The sequence below is a fragment of the Streptomyces sp. NBC_00989 genome, from assembly GCF_045162655.1.
Lineage (GTDB): Bacteria > Actinomycetota > Actinomycetes > Streptomycetales > Streptomycetaceae > Streptomyces.
This window is the reverse complement of the sequence record NZ_CP108728.1, coordinates 3,791,949-3,810,252: the sequence shown is the minus strand read 5'-3', so window position 1 is coordinate 3,810,252 and position 18,304 is coordinate 3,791,949. Positions and strand designations below refer to the sequence as shown.

General features: G+C 69.1%; 18 protein-coding genes and 5 tRNA genes. 16 read left to right on the top strand and 7 right to left on the bottom strand.

All coding sequences use genetic code 11. The features are described 5' to 3' along the window. Positions 1 to 377: 377 nt before the first annotated feature. The 4 genes from OG714_RS16285 to OG714_RS16270 all read right to left on the bottom strand — a co-directional run bounded on the left by OG714_RS16285 (position 378) and on the right by OG714_RS16270 (position 5,739). Positions 378 to 953 (bottom strand): ATP/GTP-binding protein, encoded by a 576-nt coding sequence (locus tag OG714_RS16285; RefSeq protein WP_006375318.1) that lies wholly within the window; start codon positions 951 to 953, stop codon positions 378 to 380. Next, complete coding sequence (locus tag OG714_RS16280) at positions 934 to 1,332, bottom strand: DUF742 domain-containing protein (RefSeq protein ID WP_019058642.1); 399 nt, start codon at positions 1,330 to 1,332, stop codon at positions 934 to 936. Before OG714_RS16280 ends, OG714_RS16285 begins: the two co-directional genes overlap by 20 nt. A 111-nt stretch (positions 1,333 to 1,443) precedes the next feature. Next, positions 1,444 to 1,857 (bottom strand): roadblock/LC7 domain-containing protein, encoded by a 414-nt coding sequence (locus tag OG714_RS16275; protein ID WP_005479910.1) that lies wholly within the window; start codon positions 1,855 to 1,857, stop codon positions 1,444 to 1,446. A gap of 9 nt (positions 1,858 to 1,866) precedes the next feature. Beyond that, entirely contained in the window at positions 1,867 to 5,739 is a 3,873-nt protein-coding gene (locus tag OG714_RS16270) for a nitrate- and nitrite sensing domain-containing protein (protein WP_406121676.1), read from the bottom strand. Between the two features lie 570 nt (positions 5,740 to 6,309). Between OG714_RS16270 and OG714_RS16265 the strand changes: the two genes are divergently transcribed. The 10 genes from OG714_RS16265 (at position 6,310) to OG714_RS16220 (ending at position 10,982) form a co-directional block, all read left to right on the top strand. Next, a complete protein-coding gene (locus tag OG714_RS16265) occupies positions 6,310 to 6,495 on the top strand; it encodes a hypothetical protein (RefSeq protein WP_019058645.1) in 186 nt (61 codons plus the stop codon). 79 nt (positions 6,496 to 6,574) lie between these two features. Next, a complete protein-coding gene (locus tag OG714_RS16260; RefSeq protein ID WP_406121674.1) occupies positions 6,575 to 7,351 on the top strand; it encodes a fumarylacetoacetate hydrolase family protein in 777 nt (258 codons plus the stop codon). After that, on the top strand, positions 7,335 to 8,819 hold the full coding sequence (gltX, locus tag OG714_RS16255; RefSeq protein WP_406121672.1) for a glutamate--tRNA ligase: 1,485 nt from the start codon (positions 7,335 to 7,337) through the stop codon (positions 8,817 to 8,819). Before OG714_RS16260 ends, gltX begins: the two co-directional genes overlap by 17 nt. A 114-nt stretch (positions 8,820 to 8,933) precedes the next feature. After that, the gene (locus OG714_RS16250; protein WP_406121670.1) at positions 8,934 to 9,593 is read left to right on the top strand and encodes a DUF4241 domain-containing protein; all 660 of its coding nucleotides are present in this window, start codon (positions 8,934 to 8,936) and stop codon (positions 9,591 to 9,593) included. 50 nt (positions 9,594 to 9,643) lie between these two features. Beyond that, positions 9,644 to 10,375 carry an HAD family hydrolase gene (locus tag OG714_RS16245; protein WP_406121668.1) on the top strand — a complete coding sequence of 244 codons (732 nt, stop codon included), beginning with the start codon at positions 9,644 to 9,646 and terminating at the stop codon, positions 10,373 to 10,375. A 92-nt stretch (positions 10,376 to 10,467) separates the two neighbouring features. Next, positions 10,468 to 10,539 (top strand) — tRNA-Gln (locus tag OG714_RS16240). A gap of 42 nt (positions 10,540 to 10,581) precedes the next feature. Continuing rightward, positions 10,582 to 10,654 (top strand) — tRNA-Glu (locus tag OG714_RS16235). A 62-nt stretch (positions 10,655 to 10,716) separates the two neighbouring features. Further along, positions 10,717 to 10,789 (top strand) — tRNA-Glu (locus OG714_RS16230). A 20-nt stretch (positions 10,790 to 10,809) separates the two neighbouring features. Next, a tRNA-Gln gene (locus OG714_RS16225) sits at positions 10,810 to 10,881 on the top strand. A 28-nt stretch (positions 10,882 to 10,909) separates the two neighbouring features. Beyond that, a tRNA-Glu gene (locus OG714_RS16220) sits at positions 10,910 to 10,982 on the top strand. Positions 10,983 to 11,138: 156 nt separating this feature from the next. Here the strand turns inward: OG714_RS16220 and ndgR are convergent. Continuing rightward, positions 11,139 to 11,855 (bottom strand): IclR family transcriptional regulator NdgR, encoded by a 717-nt coding sequence (gene ndgR / locus OG714_RS16215; RefSeq protein ID WP_019068721.1) that lies wholly within the window; start codon positions 11,853 to 11,855, stop codon positions 11,139 to 11,141. Positions 11,856 to 12,044: 189 nt separating this feature from the next. Between ndgR and leuC the strand changes: the two genes are divergently transcribed. The 4 genes from leuC to OG714_RS16195 all read left to right on the top strand — a co-directional run bounded on the left by leuC (position 12,045) and on the right by OG714_RS16195 (position 15,348). Next, complete coding sequence (gene leuC / locus OG714_RS16210) at positions 12,045 to 13,469, top strand: 3-isopropylmalate dehydratase large subunit (RefSeq protein WP_406121666.1); 1,425 nt, start codon at positions 12,045 to 12,047, stop codon at positions 13,467 to 13,469. 5 nt (positions 13,470 to 13,474) lie between these two features. After that, on the top strand, positions 13,475 to 14,068 hold the full coding sequence (gene leuD / locus OG714_RS16205; protein ID WP_406121664.1) for a 3-isopropylmalate dehydratase small subunit: 594 nt from the start codon (positions 13,475 to 13,477) through the stop codon (positions 14,066 to 14,068). 275 nt (positions 14,069 to 14,343) lie between these two features. Next, positions 14,344 to 14,574 carry a hypothetical protein gene (locus OG714_RS16200; RefSeq protein ID WP_033282690.1) on the top strand — a complete coding sequence of 77 codons (231 nt, stop codon included), beginning with the start codon at positions 14,344 to 14,346 and terminating at the stop codon, positions 14,572 to 14,574. Positions 14,575 to 14,712: 138 nt separating this feature from the next. Further along, positions 14,713 to 15,348, top strand: a complete 636-nt coding sequence (locus tag OG714_RS16195) for an HU family DNA-binding protein (RefSeq protein ID WP_406121662.1) — start codon at positions 14,713 to 14,715, stop codon at positions 15,346 to 15,348. A gap of 114 nt (positions 15,349 to 15,462) precedes the next feature. Here the strand turns inward: OG714_RS16195 and OG714_RS16190 are convergent, their stop codons facing one another. Together OG714_RS16190 and cofC are read right to left on the bottom strand one after the other, a co-directional pair. Beyond that, positions 15,463 to 15,666 carry a hypothetical protein gene (locus OG714_RS16190; protein WP_327401063.1) on the bottom strand — a complete coding sequence of 68 codons (204 nt, stop codon included), beginning with the start codon at positions 15,664 to 15,666 and terminating at the stop codon, positions 15,463 to 15,465. A gap of 19 nt (positions 15,667 to 15,685) precedes the next feature. Continuing rightward, entirely contained in the window at positions 15,686 to 16,324 is a 639-nt protein-coding gene (gene cofC, locus OG714_RS16185) for a 2-phospho-L-lactate guanylyltransferase (RefSeq protein ID WP_406121660.1), read from the bottom strand. A gap of 144 nt (positions 16,325 to 16,468) precedes the next feature. On the opposite strand from cofC, the gene OG714_RS16180 reads away from it, so the two are divergent. Further along, positions 16,469 to 17,278, top strand: a complete 810-nt coding sequence (locus OG714_RS16180) for a lysophospholipid acyltransferase family protein (protein ID WP_406121658.1) — start codon at positions 16,469 to 16,471, stop codon at positions 17,276 to 17,278. After that, a complete protein-coding gene (locus OG714_RS16175; protein WP_406121657.1) occupies positions 17,275 to 18,285 on the top strand; it encodes an NAD(P)H-dependent glycerol-3-phosphate dehydrogenase in 1,011 nt (336 codons plus the stop codon). The genes OG714_RS16180 and OG714_RS16175 overlap by 4 nt, the downstream gene beginning before the upstream one ends. The last annotated feature ends 19 nt before the right edge of the window (positions 18,286 to 18,304 follow it).

Here is an 18,304-nt window from a genome sequence, read left to right as displayed (position 1 = left end):
CACCTATCGTCGTGCCGCAGTGTCTCAAGCCCGTCAACGACCTCTGCCTATCAGTACGTCGTTGACTATTGGGCAGTTCAGGCATTCCAGCACGTCAGCCTGCGCGATTCCAAACAGTCGGAACCGCGGATTCCGAGTGATGTAAGCCCCAGATAAAACGGTCATAAAGAGCGAGCCCCGCCAAAAGACGGGGCTTTGTTAGCGCAGTGGTACCGGATGACCGCGACGCGTTGCGGTACCACCCGATTCCTCTGCCGAAACGTTATGAACACCGGGGCCGACCGTGTCAAAGGCCACAGCCGGCTCCGGGGCGTCTACGACAACTGCCGTATGGCGCTGCCGACTTGAGAACTGCATATGCGGAGACCCGCCGAAAACTACCGGAGCCGGGCCATGAGCGCGTGCTCGACCAGCGTGATCAGCGCACTCTTGGCGTCCGAACGGTGCCGGGCGTCCGTCGTGATGATCGGCGCGTCCGGACCGATCTGCAAGGCCTCGCGTACCTCTTCGGGGTTGTACGGCTGGTGGCCGTCGAATCCGTTGAGGGCGATGACGAAGGGCAGCCCGCTGTTCTCGAAGTAGTCGACCGCGGGGAAGCAGTCGGCGAGACGACGGGTGTCGACCAGGACGACGGCGCCGATCGCGCCGCGCACCAGGTCGTCCCACATGAACCAGAAACGGTCCTGACCCGGCGTACCGAAGAGGTACAGGATCAGGTCCTGGTCCAGGGTGATACGTCCGAAGTCCATGGCCACCGTGGTGGTGGTCTTGTCCCCGGTGTGGGTGAGGTCGTCGATGCCCGCGGACGCGGACGTCATGACGGCCTCCGTGCGCAGCGGGTTGATCTCCGAGACGGCACCCACGAACGTGGTCTTGCCGACGCCGAAGCCACCCGCCACCACGATCTTCGCGGAGGTGGTCGCCCGCCCTCCGTCAGAGCTTGCGAAGTCCACTGAGCACCCTTTCGAGCAGCGTCACGTCCGGTGCGCCGCCGTTGTTCTCGTCGCCGCCCGGCTGGTGGATGGCCACCAGTCCGGCCTCGGCGAGGTCCGCGACGAGGATCCTGGCCACACCGAGGGGCATGGCGAGGAGTGCCGACACCTCCGCGACCGACTTGACCTCGCGGCACAGGTGGCAGATGCGCTGGTGCTCAGGGAGCAGTCCCATCAGCGCTGCCGGGTCGGCCGTGGTGCTGATCAGTGCCTCGATGGCGAGCTGATAGCGCGGCCGGGTCCGGCCGCCGGTCATCGCATACGGACGTACCAGCGGCTGGTCGCCCTCGTCCCCGTACGGCTCGGCGTACGGATCATGAGAGGCGGTGGGCGGGGTCATGAATCCTCCGGGCGGGACAGCAAGTCGGTCGGGCTAGCCGTCTGACAGGGCCGGTGGGGGGATTGTGGCGGCCGGACGGTGATTTGGTGAGACGGGTGGTGCCGGGGCCGGTCAGTGAAGCAGACTGCCCTGGAGTTCGGCGCGCAGGTCCGGTGTGAGGACCGCCCCCGCACGGTCGACGAGCAGTGCCATCTCATAGCCGACGAGACCGATGTCGCACTCGGGATGCGCGAGCACTGCCAGGGACGAGCCGTCCGAGACGGACATGAGGAAGAGGAATCCCCGCTCCATCTCCACGACCGTCTGTGCCACGTCGCCACCCTCGAAGATCCGGGATGCCCCGGCCGTCAGCGAGGTGAGCCCGGAGGCCACGGCCGCGAGCTGGTCGGCGCGGTCGCGCGGGAACCCTTCCGACATGGCCAGAAGGAGTCCGTCGGCAGACACGACGACGGTGTGGGACACCCCGGGGGTGTTGTCCACGAAGTTGGTTATCAACCAGTTGAGGTTCTGTGCCGCCTGGCTCATCTGGCTCAACTAACGCTCCTGCTGGTGAGTGGGGCTGGGGAAGCTGCCGGTCTGGCCGGTACCCGTACCGGCCTGTCGACCCTGTGCGATGCCCCGACGGAGATTGGTCAGCCGGCCACGTACGTCGTCAGGCGCACGGGAGACCTGCGGACCGGTTTGGTGCTGTTGCTGCTGAGCCGTACCCGGGACGAGGTTCGCCCTGGGCACCCGGCGCGGCAGGCCGGAAGTGGTGACGCCGCCCGCGGCCGGTTGCCGTACACGCTCTGCCTGCCGAACGAGGTCGTCGTTCGGCGAGCTGCGCCAGGTACCGCCCGTGGGACGTTGGGGGGGTGTCGCCGGAGCCGACGGTGCCTGCGGCTGCGGGACGGGGGCGGAGCCGTTGGTCTGGCCCTGCTGCTCCGCCTGCTGGCCGTGGAACCAGTTGGTCTCCAGCGTGTCGTACAGCGGCGTCCTGCCGTCACCGGGACCCGTGGCAGGCGGCAACGCCTCGGGCTCCTGGCGGGTGGGACGCTGCGGGGCGGGCGGCCGCTGGGTGCCGAGATCGGCGCCGTTGCGGTTCCCGTTCACCTGCGGCCGCTCGAACTGCCCGGTGTTCGCGGGGTTCTGACGGTTCGGCAGATTGTGCTGACCGGTGGAGCCGTTGTCAAAGCCGGGTGTCGCGAACTGGCCCGTGGAGCTGGGGTCGTACGCCTGCGGGACGGCGAACTGTCCCGTGTTGGCCGGGTTCGACGGGTTGTTGGCCGGGCTGTTCGGAGCGCCGAAGACATCCGAGCGGACGAACTGGCCGCCGTTCTGCGGGGAGTTGGCGCCGGGACGCGGGGCGTCGACGTCCGGCCGCGGGAACGAGCCGGTGTCCTGCGGTCCGCCCGGTCGGGGCAACTGTCCGGTGTTCTGCGATCCGTTGGCGCCGGGACGCGGGAACTGGCCCGTGTTCTGCTGCCCGTTGGTGCCCGGGCGCGGGAACTGGCCGCTGTCCTGTGCGTCGAGGCGCGGTATCGCCGGCATCTCCGTCGTGGCCGCGGGGCCCTGGCGGTCGTCGATGCGCGGCATCCGGGAGGTCTGCTCCGCGTCCCGCTCGTCGTGACCGCGCGGGGCGTCGAGGTTGCCGCGGCCCAGCGGGGGCTGCGCGTTCTCGTCGCTCCAGCTGGGGCGCTGGTTGTTGCCGCCGGGCAGCTCGGCCCGCGCGCCGCCGCGCGGCGGGAGCTGCGGCTGACGGCCGCGACGCCGGCCACCACCGCGGGGCGGCTCGGGCTCGTCGTTGCTCGTGCGCTGCGGGGGTACGGGGTTGTTCTGCGGCGGTATCCCGCCGAAGGCGTCCTGACGACCGTCGCCGAAGCCCTGCGGGGTACCCGGACCGGCGGCCTGCATGCCCTGCGGGGCACCGGGTGCCTGACCGAAGAGACCGGCACCGGAACCCGCGGCCGGACGGCCCTGCGGCGCCGGGGGACCCTGAGGTCCGCGCGCACCGCCCGGACCACCGGGAGCGCCGGGTCCACCCGGACGTCCACCGCCCGCACCGGGCAGCGCGGCCCGCGGGCCCTGACCGGCACCGACCTGGCCGCGCGGAGCGGCCCCGGCACCGAGAAGTCCACCGTTGCCGGGGGCGGGCGCACCCGCGCCGAGCGCGGAGCCACCCTGGCCGTTGCCCCGGCGGGCCGCACCGGCACCGGCCGCGGCGGCTGCCGCCGCGGAACCGACGGCGGCCTGACCGGGCTTGCCCGGAGCGGGCTTCTTGCCGCCCTGGGCGACGTCGACGGGGAGCATGACCAGCGCGGTCGTACCACCGGAGTCGGAGGGACGCAGCTGGATGCGGATGCCGTGGCGCTGCGACAGGCGGCCGACCACGAACAGACCCATGCGGCGGGAGACCGAGACGTCCACGGTGGGCGGCGAGGCGAGCCGCTCGTTGATCGCCGCGAGGTCCTCGGGGGAGAGGCCGATACCGGTGTCGTGGATCTCGATCAGCACACGGCCGTCGGGCAGCGCGTGACCGGTGACCTTGACCTTGGTCTGCGGCGAGGAGAAGGAGGTCGCGTTCTCGAGCAGCTCGGCGAGCAGGTGCACGAGGTCGTTGACCACACGGCCGGCGACTTCGGTGGTCGGCACGGAGGAGAGCTCGATGCGCTCGTACTGCTCCACCTCGGAGGCGGCGGCGCGGAGCACGTCGACCAGCGGGACCGGGCGGGTCCAGCGGCGGCCGGGCTCTTCACCGGCGAGGACCAGGAGGTTCTCACCGTTACGGCGCATGCGGGTCGCGAGGTGGTCGAGCTTGAAGAGCGAGGACAGCTGGTCCGGGTCGGCCTCGCGGGACTCCAGCTCGGAGATGAGCGAGAGCTGACGCTGGATGAGGCCCTGGGAGCGGCGCGAGAGGTTGGTGAACATCGCGTTGACGTTGCCTCGCAGGAGGGCCTGCTCGGCGGCCAGTCGTACGGCCTCGCGGTGCACGTCGTCGAAGGCCGCGGCCACCTGGCCGATCTCGTCCCGGGAGTGCACACCGACCGACTCCACGGACGTGTCGACGTCCTGCGGGTCGGACTCGGACAGCTGCTTGACCAGCTCGGGCAGGCGGTCCTGGGCGACCTTGTTGGCGGTCTCCTGGAGGCGGCGCAGCGAGCGGATCATGGACCGGGCGATGACGAAGGCGCCGACGAGGGAGACGCCGAGCACGAGCAGGATCAGCGCACCGGAGATGATCGCCTCGCGCTCGGAGGCGGAGCGCAGCTCGCGGGCCTTCTGCTCCATGTCCTCAAGGAGCGTGTGCTCGATCTTCTTCATCTGCTCGATCTTGGTCGAGCTGTCGTCCACCCAGTCCTTGTAGGACCGCTTGTCCAGCGAGGCCAGGCCGTTGGCGTTGTCGAGGACGCGCTGGGCGTAGGTGTCGGCCGACTCGATGGTCGGGTTGCCGTCCTCGATGGGCGCGATGAGGTCCTCGGCGCCCTGGTTGCCGTAGATGTTGCGGAAGATGCTCAGTTCCGACTTCTCGCTCTCCAGAGCGGAGTCGGCGTAGAGCCGGTCGTTGGCGGAGAGATCGCCCTGCGTCGTGTTGTTGTTCGGCAGGGCCGCCGCGATCACGGCGCGCTGCACGGACGAGAACTCCTTGGCGGCGGAGAAGGCCGCCAGGGCGCGGGTGCGCTGGATCATCTCCGGGTTGCTGGTGGCCTCCGCCATGTCCTGCGAGAGGTCCAGCAGCTGGCTGATCAGCCGGTGGTAGGCGTCGACCGTCTGCGTCGAGTTGCCCTTCGACTGGTACGCCGTCTTGCGGATCTTGTCGAGGTTGTCCAGCTCGGTCGCGAGACCGACGAGGCTCTCCCGGACGCCCTGGAGGTTGCCGCTCTTGCTGGCGCTGTCCACCTCTTCAGAGGCGTTGATGAAGTTGTCGCGGGCGCGGTCGGTCTTCTCCTCGTAGCCCTTGACCTCGTAGTCGGTGGCCTTGCCGCCGTGCGAGAGGGGACCGGCCGACTGGTCGCGCTCCTCCTGGAGCGCGGTGGCCAGCTCGGTGGCCTGCTTGGTCATGTCCGTCAGCAGCTTCATGTTGTCGAGCTGCTGGATGTCGGTCATGGAGTCGCTGATGCGCAGGGCGCCCAGCGAGGTGGCCGCGACCACCGGGAGCGCGAGCAGCGAGACCAGGCGCGTGGAGATGCGCCAGTTACGCAGAGCGACGCGCGAACCGGGTCCTGGTGCGCCCGACGGCGGCTTCACCGGGGGCGTGGGGGTCGGGGCTGCGGACACACCGGGGCGCCCGGGGCCTCCACCGTCACCTGACGGCGCCGGGCCCGGGTTCTGGGCGTGCTGGGGCGAGGAGCTGCCGGTCTTGGGGCCAGCCCCGCCATGCGGCTCCGGCTCCGCCGAAGCACTGCCATCCCTCTTGAAACGTCCCTGCACTAGCGTCGCAACCTCTGGACCAGGCGCCCCTCCGCGCGAACGGAAGGACGGTGTCGGCGTCTTAGGGAGCGCCCTGAACGCGCCCCCCAGTGTGTGGTCGTGAGTGACCGGCGCTCCCCCTTCCGCCGCCCTCGGCGCTGCGTTGCGCCCTCTGCGCGCCGGGCTGATTCTGCGGCGGTCCGTGGAATTCCAGCACAGTGCCGGATCTCCAACAAGGCCCGTAGGCCAGGCTGTGACCTGTGTGACACCCCGTGAGGACAGTGTCACGAGACGTAGAAAGCTATTCACTCCAAAGTGGGCAAATCCCCACCATCCTGTGAGGCGCAGGATGTGCCCAAGTCGCCATGATCAGGAGCGGAATGGGAGCTTCAGGGGGGCAATGTCCGTTTCGTTGAGGTGAGTTGCGGGTCCGAATTGGTCGGTATGCCCACGGGGTGGTGAGCAAACTCACACATGGATCAGGGGCTCTTCGCGTCTTCGGCCGGGAATTGGATGTTTAGCCTGACGCTTTACATGAGGGCACAATCTGCCAACCGCCCACCCACGGACTGACGAGGGTCGAGTACAACAGTGAAGACCACGATGATGTTCCGCAACATTGCCAACCCGCGACGCACGACGCTGGCGCACCTCACGGACGCCGAGCCGCTGCAGACGCCGGAGCTGCAGGAACACTCGCTCGACCTGCCGGCCCAGACCGCCAATCCGCGCCGCACCATTCTCATGGAGATCCCGGTCACCGCCGCCGCGGAGTAATCGCGCGAGGAGGGGCCCCGCACCGCGTTAGCCTGGAGCGTCAGACTCCAGCCAGCTCAGTGAGGGGCGCCAGGATCCCGTGCGCATCGCCAGATTCTCCATCGACGGGAACGTCGCCTTCGGCGCGGTCGAGGGCGACAAGCCGGACGAGCTCGTCCTCGACATCATCAAGGGCATCCCGTTCGCGGACTTCGAGCTCTCCGGTACGAAGGTCCCGCTCAGCAAGGTCAGGCTGCTGCCGCCGGTCCTCCCGAACAAGGTCGTCGCCTACGGCCGCAACTACGCCGAGCACGCCCGCGAACTGGGCAATGACGTGCCGGACGTCCCCTTCGCCTTCTTCAAGCCGTCGACCTCGGTGATCGGCTCCGGCGACGAGATCCAGTACCCCTCCTTCACCGAGGACCTCCACCACGAGGCCGAACTGGCCGTCGTCATCGGCCGGATGTGCCGCGAGGTCCCGCGCGAGCGTGTGAAGGACGTCATCCTCGGCTACACCTGCGCCAACGACATCACCGCGCGGGACGTCCAGAAGCGCGAGAAGCAGTGGGCCCGCGCCAAGGGCTTCGACACCTCCTGCCCGCTCGGCCCCTGGGTGGAGACGGACCTCGACCCGAGCGACCTCACCATCCAGCTCACGGTCAACGGACAGCAGCGACAGCTCGGCCGCACCAGCGAGATGATCCACTCGATCGAGGATCTCATCGTCAACATCACCGAGGCCATGACGCTGCTCCCCGGCGACGTGATCCTCACGGGCACCCCGGCAGGCGTCGGACCGCTCACCGTCGGCGACGAGGTCGCCGTCTCCATCGAAGGCATCGGCACTCTCACCAACAAGGTTGTCAAGCGTGGCTAGCGCACCCGTACGCGTCCGTTTCTGCCCCTCGCCGACCGGTAACCCGCACGTGGGCCTGGTCCGCACCGCCCTGTTCAACTGGGCGTTCGCCAAGCACCACCAGGGCACCCTGGTCTTCCGCATCGAGGACACCGACGCGGCCCGCGACTCCGAGGAGTCGTACAACCAGCTGCTCGACTCGCTGCGCTGGCTGGGCTTCGACTGGGACGAGGGCCCCGAGGTCGGCGGCCCGCACGCGCCGTACCGCCAGTCGCAGCGCATGGACATCTACAAGGACGTCGCGCAGAAGCTCCAGGACGCCGGCCGCGCCTACCACTGCTACTGCTCCACCGCGGAGCTGGACGCCCGCCGCGACGCCGCCCGCGCCGCCGGCAAGCCGTCCGGCTACGACGGCCACTGCCGCGACCTGAGCGCCGAGCAGGTCGAGGCGTACCGGGCCGAGGGCCGCACGCCGATCGTCCGCTTCCGGATGCCCGACGAGACGATCACCTTCACGGACCTGGTCCGCGGCGAGCTGACGTTCACCCCGGAGAACGTGCCGGACTACGGCATCGTCCGGGCCAACGGCGCCCCGCTGTACACGCTGGTCAACCCGGTCGACGACGCCCTGATGGAGATCACCCACGTCCTGCGCGGCGAGGACCTGCTCTCCTCCACCCCGCGCCAGATCGCCCTCTACAAGGCGCTGATCGACCTGGGCATCGCGAAGGAGATCCCCTCCTTCGGGCACCTGCCGTACGTGATGGGCGAGGGCAACAAGAAGCTCTCCAAGCGCGACCCGGAGTCCTCGCTCAACCTCTACAGGGAGCGCGGCTTCCTGCCCGAGGGACTGCTCAACTACCTTTCCCTGCTGGGCTGGTCGCTCGCCGCCGACCGGGACGTCTTCTCGATGGACGAGATGGTCGCGGCCTTCGAGATCTCCGACGTGAACCCCAACCCGGCGCGCTTCGACCTGAAGAAGTGCGAGGCGATCAACGCCGACCACATCCGCCTGCTCGACGTGAAGGACTTCACCGAGCGCTGCGCCCCCTGGCTTCAGGCCCCCTTCGCCCCCTGGGCGCCGGAGGACTTCGACGAGGCCAAGTGGCAGGCGGTCGCGCCGCACGCGCAGACCCGCCTGAAGGTGTTGTCGGAGATCACGGACAACGTCGACTTCCTGTTCCTCGCCGAGCCGGCCGAGGACGAGGCGTCCTGGACGAAGGCCATGAAGGAGGGCTCCGACGCCCTTCTCCGCACGGCCCGCGAGAAGCTGGAGTCCGCGGACTGGACCTCGGCCGAGGCCCTCAAGGAGGCCGTCCTGGCCGCCGGTGAGACCCACGGCCTCAAGCTCGGCAAGGCGCAGGCCCCGGTCCGCGTCGCCGTCACCGGCCGCACGATCGGCCTGCCGCTCTTCGAGTCCTTGGAGATCCTGGGCAAGGAGAAGACCCTCGCCCGGATCGACGCGGCCCTCGCCAAGCTGGCCGCGTAACGCACCCGCGCGTGAAGGGGCGGCAGCCGCAACGGCCTGCCGTCCCTTCGGCGTTGTCAGTGCGGCGCGTTAGGGTTCCGGATCATTGAAGATCGTTCAGGAGAGGCGCCTTTCATGCCGATGACCGCACGTGACTACACGTGGCTGTTCACGCCCGGCAGCACGTTCACGGAGGACGAGACCGGCACGGTCGGCGTGATCCACCTCGTCGACGGCGGCCAACTCTGGCTCCCCACCGGCCAGGTGGTGGCCTGCGACCCCTTCGTCGGCCTCGGCCAGGGCGAGTCCGAACCGTTCACGGTCGCCGTGGCCCCCGGCCACTACCGCGTCGACGCGGCCGTCGCCACCCTCACCCAGCCCGAGGAACCCCCGTCCGACGACCCGCACTTGCGCGTGGCCGCCGCCCGCCTGGTCATACGGGACGAACCCACCGCCACCTGGGAACTCGCCCTCCAGCCCGGCCAGAACCTCGCCGAACTCACCGAGGACGAGTTCTACGGCTACGGCGTCGACGCCGGCACGGGCGCGTTCTACGACGCGTCGGTCGACGGCTCCTTCCCGGAGTGCGTGGCGGACGAGGGCCCGCTGTGGGACGCCTTCGATCAGAACAAGTGGGCCCCGGGACCCCACCTGATCACCGCCCCCGACACCGGGCACAACCTGATCGCCTTCACCTCCGGCTGGGGCGACGGCGCCTACCCCACCTGGATCGGCCGTACGGCGGCCGGCGAAGTCACCTGCTTCGTCACGGACTTCTTCGTCGCCCCCGTGTGATCGCGGGCCGGGGGCAGACGCGCCCCCGGGCCGCGGGTTACCGTCGGATCATGACCATTCGGGCCGTTGTCTGGGACGTCGACGACACCTTGTTCGACTACACCGGTGCGGACCGCGCGGCGATGCGTGAGTACCTGCTGGCCGAGGGGCTGGTCGACGGGCCCGCGAGCGTGGCGGACGCCCTGGAGCGCTGGCGTGTGGCCACCGAGTTCCACTGGGCGCGGTTCTCGGCCGGGGAGGTCTCGTTCGAGGGGCAGCGACTGGACCGCGTCCGGCTGTTCCTGGGGCGGGAGTTGACCGACACCGAGGCCGAGGACTGGTTCCGGCGCTACAAGGATCACTACGAGACCGCCTGGGCCCTCTTCCCGGACGTCCTGCCCGTCCTGGACGCCCTCGCGACCAGCCACCGGCACGCCGTCCTCTCCAACTCCAGCCTCATCGTCCAGGACCGCAAGCTGCGCGCCCTCGGTGTGTACGACCGCTTCGAGGCCGTCCTGTGCGCGGCCGAGCTGGGCGTCTCCAAACCCGAGGCCGGCGCCTTCCTCGCGGCCTGCGAGGCGCTGCGACTGCCGCCGCACGAGGTGGCGTATGTCGGAGATCACCCCGAGATCGACTGGCGCGGAGCCGCGGACGCCGGTCTGCTGTCCGTCTGGATCGACCGCCACGGCGGGCCCGCCCCTGATGAGGCCCCTGTGGGACGCCACCGGATCGCCTCACTCGCCGAACTCCCCGCGCTCCTCGGCCCTGATACCCGTTTTGGAGCCCCGTCCACCTTCAGGTAATGTTCTTCCTGCGCCGCCGGAGAACAGACCGAAAGGTCAGCTACCTGGAGGCGCACGCTAGAACAAGATCACCGCAGGGTGTTGAGTTTTAGTGGCCTATGGTGTAATTGGCAGCACGACGGTTTCTGGTTCCGTTAGTCTAGGTTCGAGTCCTGGTAGGCCAGCTCGCAGAGCTCATCTGCAACCGCAGAGGTCAACTCTGCAAAGCCCCCGTTGTGTAGCGGCCTAGCACGCTGCCCTCTCACGGCAGTAGCGCCGGTTCGAATCCGGTCGGGGGTACAGATCCTTCCCAGGAAGGTGGTCCGGGTCGCACCCGCCACCTCTCATGCAGGATCGCTAGGGCCCCCGTTGTGTAGCGGCCTAGCACGCTGCCCTCTCACGGCAGTAGCGCCGGTTCGAATCCGGTCGGGGGTACGCTTTACCTTGAATCACCTTGGTCTATGGTGTAATTGGCAACACTACGGTTTCTGGTACCGTCATTCTAGGTTCGAGTCCTGGTAGACCAGCTCAGATCTGCGGAAACGCACGATCTAGGCCCCCGTTGTGTAGCGGCCTAGCACGCTGCCCTCTCACGGCAGTAGCGCCGGTTCGAATCCGGTCGGGGGTACGTAGACGAAAGGCCCTCCACTTCGGTGGAGGGCCTTTCGCATTGTCCGCCCCGGTGCGTCAACCCGACGTGGTTCACCGGGAGTTGGGGGACAGGACATGACGAAGGGCCTGCCGCGGCGTTGAGGCAGGCCCTTCTTGAGATGTTCCCGGCGGATCAGCCGGTGCGGCGCAGGGCCTCGGAGAGGCGGGCGGCGGCGTCGATGACCGCCTGGGCGTGCATACGGCCCGGGTGGCGCGTCAGGCGCTCGATGGGGCCGGAGACGGACACGGCGGCCACCACGCGGTTCGACGGGCCGCGCACGGGCGCGGAGACGGACGCGACGCCCGGCTCACGCTCGCCGATGGACTGGGCCCAGCCCCGGCGCCGTACGCCCGAGAGGGCCGTGGCCGTGAAGCGGGCGCCCTGGAGGCCGCGGTGCAGGCGCTCCGGCTCCTCCCAGGCCATCAGGATCTGCGCGGACGAACCGGCTTTCATCGTGAGCGTCGAACCGACCGGGACCGTGTCCCGCAGTCCGGACAGGCGTTCCGCCGCGGCGACGCAGATGCGCATGTCGCCCTGGCGGCGGTAGAGCTGCGCGCTCTCGCCCGTGATGTCCCGCAGGTGCGTGAGCACCGGGCCCGCCGTGGCGAGCAGACGGTCCTCGCCGGCGGCCGCGGCCAGCTCGGCGAGACGGGGACCGAGAATGAAACGGCCCTGCATGTCGCGCGCCACCATGCGGTGGTGTTCCAAAGCCACGGCCAGCCGGTGTGCCGTGGGTCGTGCCAGCCCGGTCGCCGCGACCAGACCCGCGAGGGTGGCCGGACCGGACTCCAGAGCGCCCAGGACAAGGGCTGCCTTGTCCAGGACGCCGACGCCGCTACTGTTGTCCATGAAACGATACTCGCGTCTCACTCTGTGAAACGCAAGTTCCTTTTTTCGTGAGACGCGCAACTCTTGTAGGCACAGCGGCCCGCAGACCAACGGGCCAGGCGGCGGCTGCCCGTGAACCAGGGGTGCGAGCGCCGTCTCCTCAAGATCTCTAGTTGGGCCGGCGCTGTTTCGCCGGCCGGAGGGAAAGCGATGGGTAGGACACTCGCGGAGAAGGTCTGGGACGACCACGTCGTCCGGCGCGCCGAGGGCGAGCCCGACCTCCTCTTCATCGATCTGCACCTGCTGCACGAGGTGACCAGCCCGCAGGCCTTCGACGGTCTCCGTCAGGCGGGCCGTCCGGTGCGGCGCCTCGACCTCACCATCGCCACCGAGGATCACAACACCCCGACCCTCGACATCGACAAGCCCATCGCGGACCCGGTCTCGCGCGTACAGCTGGAGACGCTGCGCAAGAACGCGGCCGACTTCGGCGTGCGCCTGCACTCCCTGGGCGACGTCGAGCAGGGTGTCGTCCACGTCGTAGGGCCGCAGCTGGGTCTGACCCAGCCCGGTACGACGGTCGTGTGCGGTGACTCCCACACCTCCACCCACGGCGCCTTCGGCGCGCTGGCGTTCGGCATCGGCACCTCCCAGGTGGAGCACGTGCTGGCCACCCAGACGCTGCCGCTGGCCCGCCCGAAGACCATGGCCATCACGGTCGACGGCGAACTGCCCGACGGCGTCACCGCCAAGGACCTGATCCTCGCCATCATCGCGAAGATCGGCACCGGCGGCGGCCAGGGCTACATCCTCGAATACCGCGGCTCCGCCATCGAGAAGCTCTCGATGGAAGCCCGCATGACCATCTGCAACATGTCGATCGAGGCCGGCGCCCGCGCGGGCATGATCGCCCCCGACGAGACCACCTTCGAGTACATCGAGGGCCGCGCCCACGCCCCCGAGGGCGAGGACTGGGACGCCGCCGTCGCGTACTGGAAGACCCTGAAGACCGACGACGACGCGGAATTCGACGCCGAGGTCGTCATCGACGGTCCCTCGCTGGCGCCGTTCGTCACCTGGGGCACCAACCCCGGTCAGGGCGCGCCGCTTTCGGCGACCGTCCCCGACCCGGCTTCGTACGAAGACGCTTCGGAGCGCTTCGCCGCCGAAAAGGCCCTGGAATACATGGGGTTGGAGGCCGGCCAGCCGCTGCGCGACATCAAGGTGGACACCGTCTTCGTAGGTTCGTGCACCAACGGCCGTATCGAGGACCTGCGTGCGGCCGCCGCGATCGTCGAGGGACGCAAAGTCGCCGACGGCGTACGGATGCTGGTCGTCCCGGGCTCCGCGCGGGTCGGTCTGCAGGCCGTCTCCGAGGGCCTGGACCTCGTGTTCAAGGAGGCCGGCGCCGAATGGCGGCACGCGGGCTGCTCGATGTGTCTGGGCATGAACCCGGACCAGTTGGCGCCCGGTGAGCGCTCCGCGTCCACCTCCAACCGCAACTTCGAGGGCAGGCAGGGCAAGGGCGGCCGTACGCACCTCGTCTCGCCGCAGGTCGCCGCCGCGACCGCCGTGCTGGGCCACCTGGCCTCGCCCGCCGACCTGTCCGACGCCCCTGTGCCCGCTGGAGTCTGAGAGTCATGGAAGCATTCACCACGCACACCGGCCGGGCCGTCCCGCTGCGCCGCAGCAACGTGGACACCGACCAGATCATCCCCGCCCACTGGCTCAAGAAGGTGACCAGGGACGGCTTCGAGGACGGGCTCTTCGAGGCCTGGCGCAAGGACGAGAAATTCATCCTCAACCAGCCCGAGCGCAAGGGTGCGACGGTCCTGGTCGCCGGCCCCGACTTCGGCACCGGATCCTCCCGTGAGCACGCCGTGTGGGCGCTGCAGAACTACGGATTCAAGGCCGTCATCTCCTCCCGGTTCGCCGACATCTTCCGCGGCAACTCGCTCAAGAACGGCCTGCTCACGGTGGTTCTGGAGCAGAAGATCGTGGACGCGCTGCAGGACCTCGCCGAGAAGGACCCGCAGGCCGAGATCACGGTCGACCTGGAGGCCCGCGAGGTGCGCGCCGAAGGCATCACCGCCGCCTTCGAACTCGACGAGAACGCCCGCTGGCGACTGCTGAACGGCCTGGACGACATCTCCATCACCCTCCAGAACGAGGGCGACATCGCCGCGTACGAGGCCAAGCGCCCCTCGTACAAGCCGCGGACGGTCCAGATCTGACCCGAAGGACCTCACGAGGCCTTCCCCGAGTCGAGATTCGGCCACACGACACCCCGTCTGTACCCCCGATCGCCACGATTGGGGGTACAGCCGTGTCTGCACCCGAACGGCCCTGCGCGCCTGCAACGCTTTGCTCAACTCCCTGTGTTAGACAGGGTGTTGACGGGGTAGGCGCAGCTTTGAGCCAAGGCTGCCGCCGCGCTCCAGAAGGCTGTTTGAGGCACCAGTTGCTACCCCCGCAGGCGACAACTCGCCCCAGATGGCACAATCTGTGCATGGAACACGACGGCCAACTCAAGCTCTATGCGGCAGTCGCGGACCAACTCAAGGAAGCGCACACAAGGGTGCGCGCACTGCAAGTCCCGGAGGGCGTACGGATGGCGCTGGCCCGGAAGCTGCTGGTCATTACGGCCGCGGCCAAGCACGATCTCGCCGACGCGACAAGGCGGCTGGACCGGTTCACAGAGGACCTCGACGCGGGTCGATTCCCGGAAGAGGAACGCTGAAACAAGTCCAGGACAGCCGAGTTCGTTGCGGCGCACGGGTGATTAGCCCGTTTCGTGTTTGATTTGCGGTATATATCTGCCTAACGTGCGAAAAAGCCGGAGCAGTTTCGTTCCGGCAATGTCTCCGAAGGGGAAGACGTGAACAAGGCGCAGCTCGTAGAAGCGATTGCGGACAAGGTCGGCGGCCGTCAGCAGGCCGCCGAGGCGGTCGACGCGGTTCTGGACGCCATCGTCCGTGCCGTCGTCAATGGGGACCGGGTTTCGGTCACCGGCTTCGGTTCGTTCGAGAAGGTCGACCGTCCGGCCCGTTACGCCCGCAACCCCCAGACGGGCGAGCGGGTTCGGGTCAAGAAGACCTCCGTGCCGCGCTTCCGCGCGGGCCAGGGGTTCAAGGACCTGGTGAGCGGCTCGAAGAAGCTCCCGCGCGGCGGCGAGGTCGCCGTCAAGAAGGCGCCCAAGGGCAGCCTGAGCGGCACCGCTGCGGCGACGGTCAAGAAGGCCGCGGCCAAGAAGACCACCGCCAAGAAGGCGACGGCCGCCGCGAAGAAGACCGTGGCGAAGAAGACGGTCGCCAAGAAGACCGTCGCGAAGAAGGCCACGGCCAAGAAGGCCACCGCCAAGAAGACCACGGCGACGGCCAAGAAGACGGCGGCCAAGAAGGCCACCGGCACCGCCAAGAAGGCCCCGGCGAAGAAGGCGACGGCCAAGAAGGCCCCCGCCAAGAAGTCGACGGCGCGCAAGACCACCGCCAAGAAGGCCACCGCCACCCGCTAGTCACGGGGCGCAGGGCACTCACGCGCCGGGCCGGACTCCCTCTGGGAGTCCGGCCCGCGGCGTATTCACGGCCCCTGTACGGGCGTTCAGGACGTCTCGTACGGGATAAGGCGTTCAGAAGGTCTGCAGCGTCACCAGCGTGACCCTGAGGCCGTCCTCGGGGCCCTCGGTCTCGATCCGCACCCGCTGTCCCGGCCGCAGCAGCCGCAGCCCGCCCGCGTCGAACGCGGCGGCGTCGAAGGACACCGGGGTGCCGTCGTCGAGCAGCACACTTCCGGTACGGGTCCCGGCGTCGTAGGTGTAAGCGGTCGCCTGCATGGGCGCAGCCTACTGCCGGCTACTGTCCCGGAATCAGCAGCCCCGCCGCCGCTGCCGCCGTGCGCGGCCCCACCCCGAGGGCCAGTGCCGCGCGCAGGTCCTCGCCGGTGTCCACGTCCTGGCGTACGGAATCCACCGCGTCCAGGGTGAGTTCGACCGCACCGGAGGCGCGATGGCGGGCTCGGGAATCCGTGCCGAAAGCCGGGCGCAATTCGCGGCCCTCTCGCGCGGTGAGCAACGTGGTACCGATTGTGGCCGCGTCCGGGAGAAAAGCGCGGGGGAATTCAGCGGCCGAGTCCAGGACCCGGGCCAATTCCGCGGGGCGCAGAGCCGGCAGATCGGCGTTCAGGGCCGCGACCGCGCTTTCGGGGCGGGAAACCCGCACGACCGCCGTAGCGTGCCGCAGGGCGGCGTTCAGGCCCCCTCCCGGCTCGTCCGCGACGATGCGGGCGCCCAGTGCGGCCAGTTCCCGGCCGGCCAGGGCGTCGTCCGTGACGACCGCCACATCGAGGACCGCCGGGCAGGCCAGCGCGGCCGCCACGGTGTCCTGGGCGAAGGCGAGGGCGAGGCCCGGGCGCAGCCCGTCGCCCGCGGTGTCCGACAGCCTGCTCTTGGCGCGCGCCAGAGGCTTCAGGGGGATGACCAAGGTCCACTGCACGGGCGTTCCGCCCCTCTCTTGTCGCGGCCATTGTCACCCGGCACCCCTGGCGGTGTCGGTGGCGGGGCGTACGGTGTTCTCGACAGACCGACGGCCTGGGGCGACACTTGTGCGGCCCCCCAGGTCCTAGAGGAAGGTGTTCGCGTGCCCCGCCGCAGAATCGGGTTCTGGTACCGCTTCGCAGCGGTCCTCTGCAAACCGCCGCTGGTGGTTCTGATCAAGCGGGACTGGGGTGGAATGGAACACATTCCGGCCGAGGGCGGGTTTATCACCGCGGTGAACCACAATTCCCAAGTGGACCCCTTCGCATACGGACACTTTCAGTACAACACCGGACGTGTTCCGCGATTCCTGGCGAAGAGCGGCCTTTTCGGGAAGGGATTCGTCGGCGCCGCGATGCGCGGCACCGGACAGATCCCCGTCTACCGCGAGACCACGGACGCGTTGAGTGCCTTCCGCGCCGCGATCGCCGCCGTGGAACGCGGTGAGTGCGTCGCGTTCTATCCCGAGGGCACCATCACCCGGGATCCCGACCAATGGCCCATGACCGCCAAGACCGGTGCCGCGCGGGTGGCCCTGCAGACCCAGTGCCCGGTGATTCCCGTAGCGCAGTGGGGCGCCAACGAGTTGCTCCCGCCGTACGCCAAGAAGCTGCACGTCTTTCCGCGCAAGACCAGCCATGTGCTCGCGGGCCCGCCGGTGGATCTCACGCGTTTCTACGGCAAGGAGATGAGCCCGGACCTCCTCAAGGAGGCGACCGAGGTCATCATGGCCGACATCACCCGCCTGTTGGAGCAGATCCGCGGCGCGAAGGCACCCGAGACGCCCTACGACCCGCGCCGTGAGCGGATCGAGCAGCGGCGCCGGACGGCCGCGGAAACACAGGAGTTGGAGTCTCAGGCCGATTCGGCGATCCTGCCGAAGGTCGAGCAGGAAGAGGGGCAGGGCACGTGAGCAAGCCGGTCAAGGCGGCTGTATTCAGCGCCGGTTCGTGGGGCACGGCTTTCGGCATGGTGCTCGCCGACGCGGGGTGCGAGGTCACGCTGTGGGGGCGCCGCGCGGAAGTCGTGGAAGCCATCAACTCCACGCGTACGAACCCCGATTACTTCCCCGGTGTGGAACTCCCGGAGAACCTGCGGGCCACCACCGACGCCGCCGAGGCCGCCGCCGACGCCGACTTCACCGTCCTGTCGGTCCCCTCGCAGACGCTGCGCGCCAACTTGGCCGACTGGGCACCCCTGTTGGCGCCCGACACGGTCCTCGTCTCGCTCATGAAGGGCGTCGAGCTCGGCTCCGTCATGCGGATGAGCGAGGTCATCGAGGACGTCGCCAAGGTCGGCCGGGACCGTATCGCCGTGGTCTCCGGGCCCAACCTCGCGCGCGAGATCGCCTCGCGGATGCCGGCCGCCGCGGTGGTCGCCTGCACCGACGAGGCCGTTGCCCGCCGGCTCCAAGCCGCCTGCCACACGCCGTACTTCAGGCCGTACACCATCACCGACGTCGTGGGCTGCGAGCTCGGCGGCGCGGTGAAGAACGTGATCGGGCTCGCCGTCGGCATCGCGGACGGCATGGGGCTCGGGGACAACGCCAAGGGCTCGCTCATCACCCGCGGTCTCGTCGAGACGACCCGGCTCGGTATCGCGATGGGCGCGGACCCGCTCACGTTCTCCGGACTCGCGGGCCTCGGCGACCTGGTGGCGACCTGCTCCTCGCCGCTGTCGCGCAACCACACCTTCGGTACGAACCTCGGCAAGGGCATGACCCTCCAGGAGACCATCGCGGTCACCAAGCAGACCGCGGAGGGCGTCAAGTCCTGTGAGTCCGTGCTGGACTTGGCCCGTCGGCATGATGTCGACATGCCCATCACGGAGACGGTGTTCGAGATCGTGCACGAGGGGAAGTCGCCGGTGGTGGCCGTCAAGGAGCTGATGTCGCGCAGCGCCAAGCCCGAGCGTCGGTGAGTGCTCCGCCACGGGGTGC

Coding starts and splice junctions, on each gene's coding strand:
- OG714_RS16280 (WP_019058642.1), bottom strand. CDS start 1,332: ATGACCCCGCCCACCGCCTCTCATGATCCGTACGCCGAGCCGTACGGG.
- OG714_RS16275 (WP_005479910.1), bottom strand. CDS start 1,857: ATGAGCCAGGCGGCACAGAACCTCAACTGGTTGATAACCAACTTCGTG.
- OG714_RS16250 (WP_406121670.1), top strand. CDS start 8,934: ATGCCGATGACCGCACGTGACTACACGTGGCTGTTCACGCCCGGCAGC.
- OG714_RS16245 (WP_406121668.1), top strand. CDS start 9,644: ATGACCATTCGGGCCGTTGTCTGGGACGTCGACGACACCTTGTTCGAC.
- ndgR (WP_019068721.1), bottom strand. CDS start 11,855: ATGGACAACAGTAGCGGCGTCGGCGTCCTGGACAAGGCAGCCCTTGTC.
- leuC (WP_406121666.1), top strand. CDS start 12,045: ATGGGTAGGACACTCGCGGAGAAGGTCTGGGACGACCACGTCGTCCGG.
- leuD (WP_406121664.1), top strand. CDS start 13,475: ATGGAAGCATTCACCACGCACACCGGCCGGGCCGTCCCGCTGCGCCGC.
- OG714_RS16200 (WP_033282690.1), top strand. CDS start 14,344: ATGGAACACGACGGCCAACTCAAGCTCTATGCGGCAGTCGCGGACCAA.
- OG714_RS16190 (WP_327401063.1), bottom strand. CDS start 15,666: ATGCAGGCGACCGCTTACACCTACGACGCCGGGACCCGTACCGGAAGT.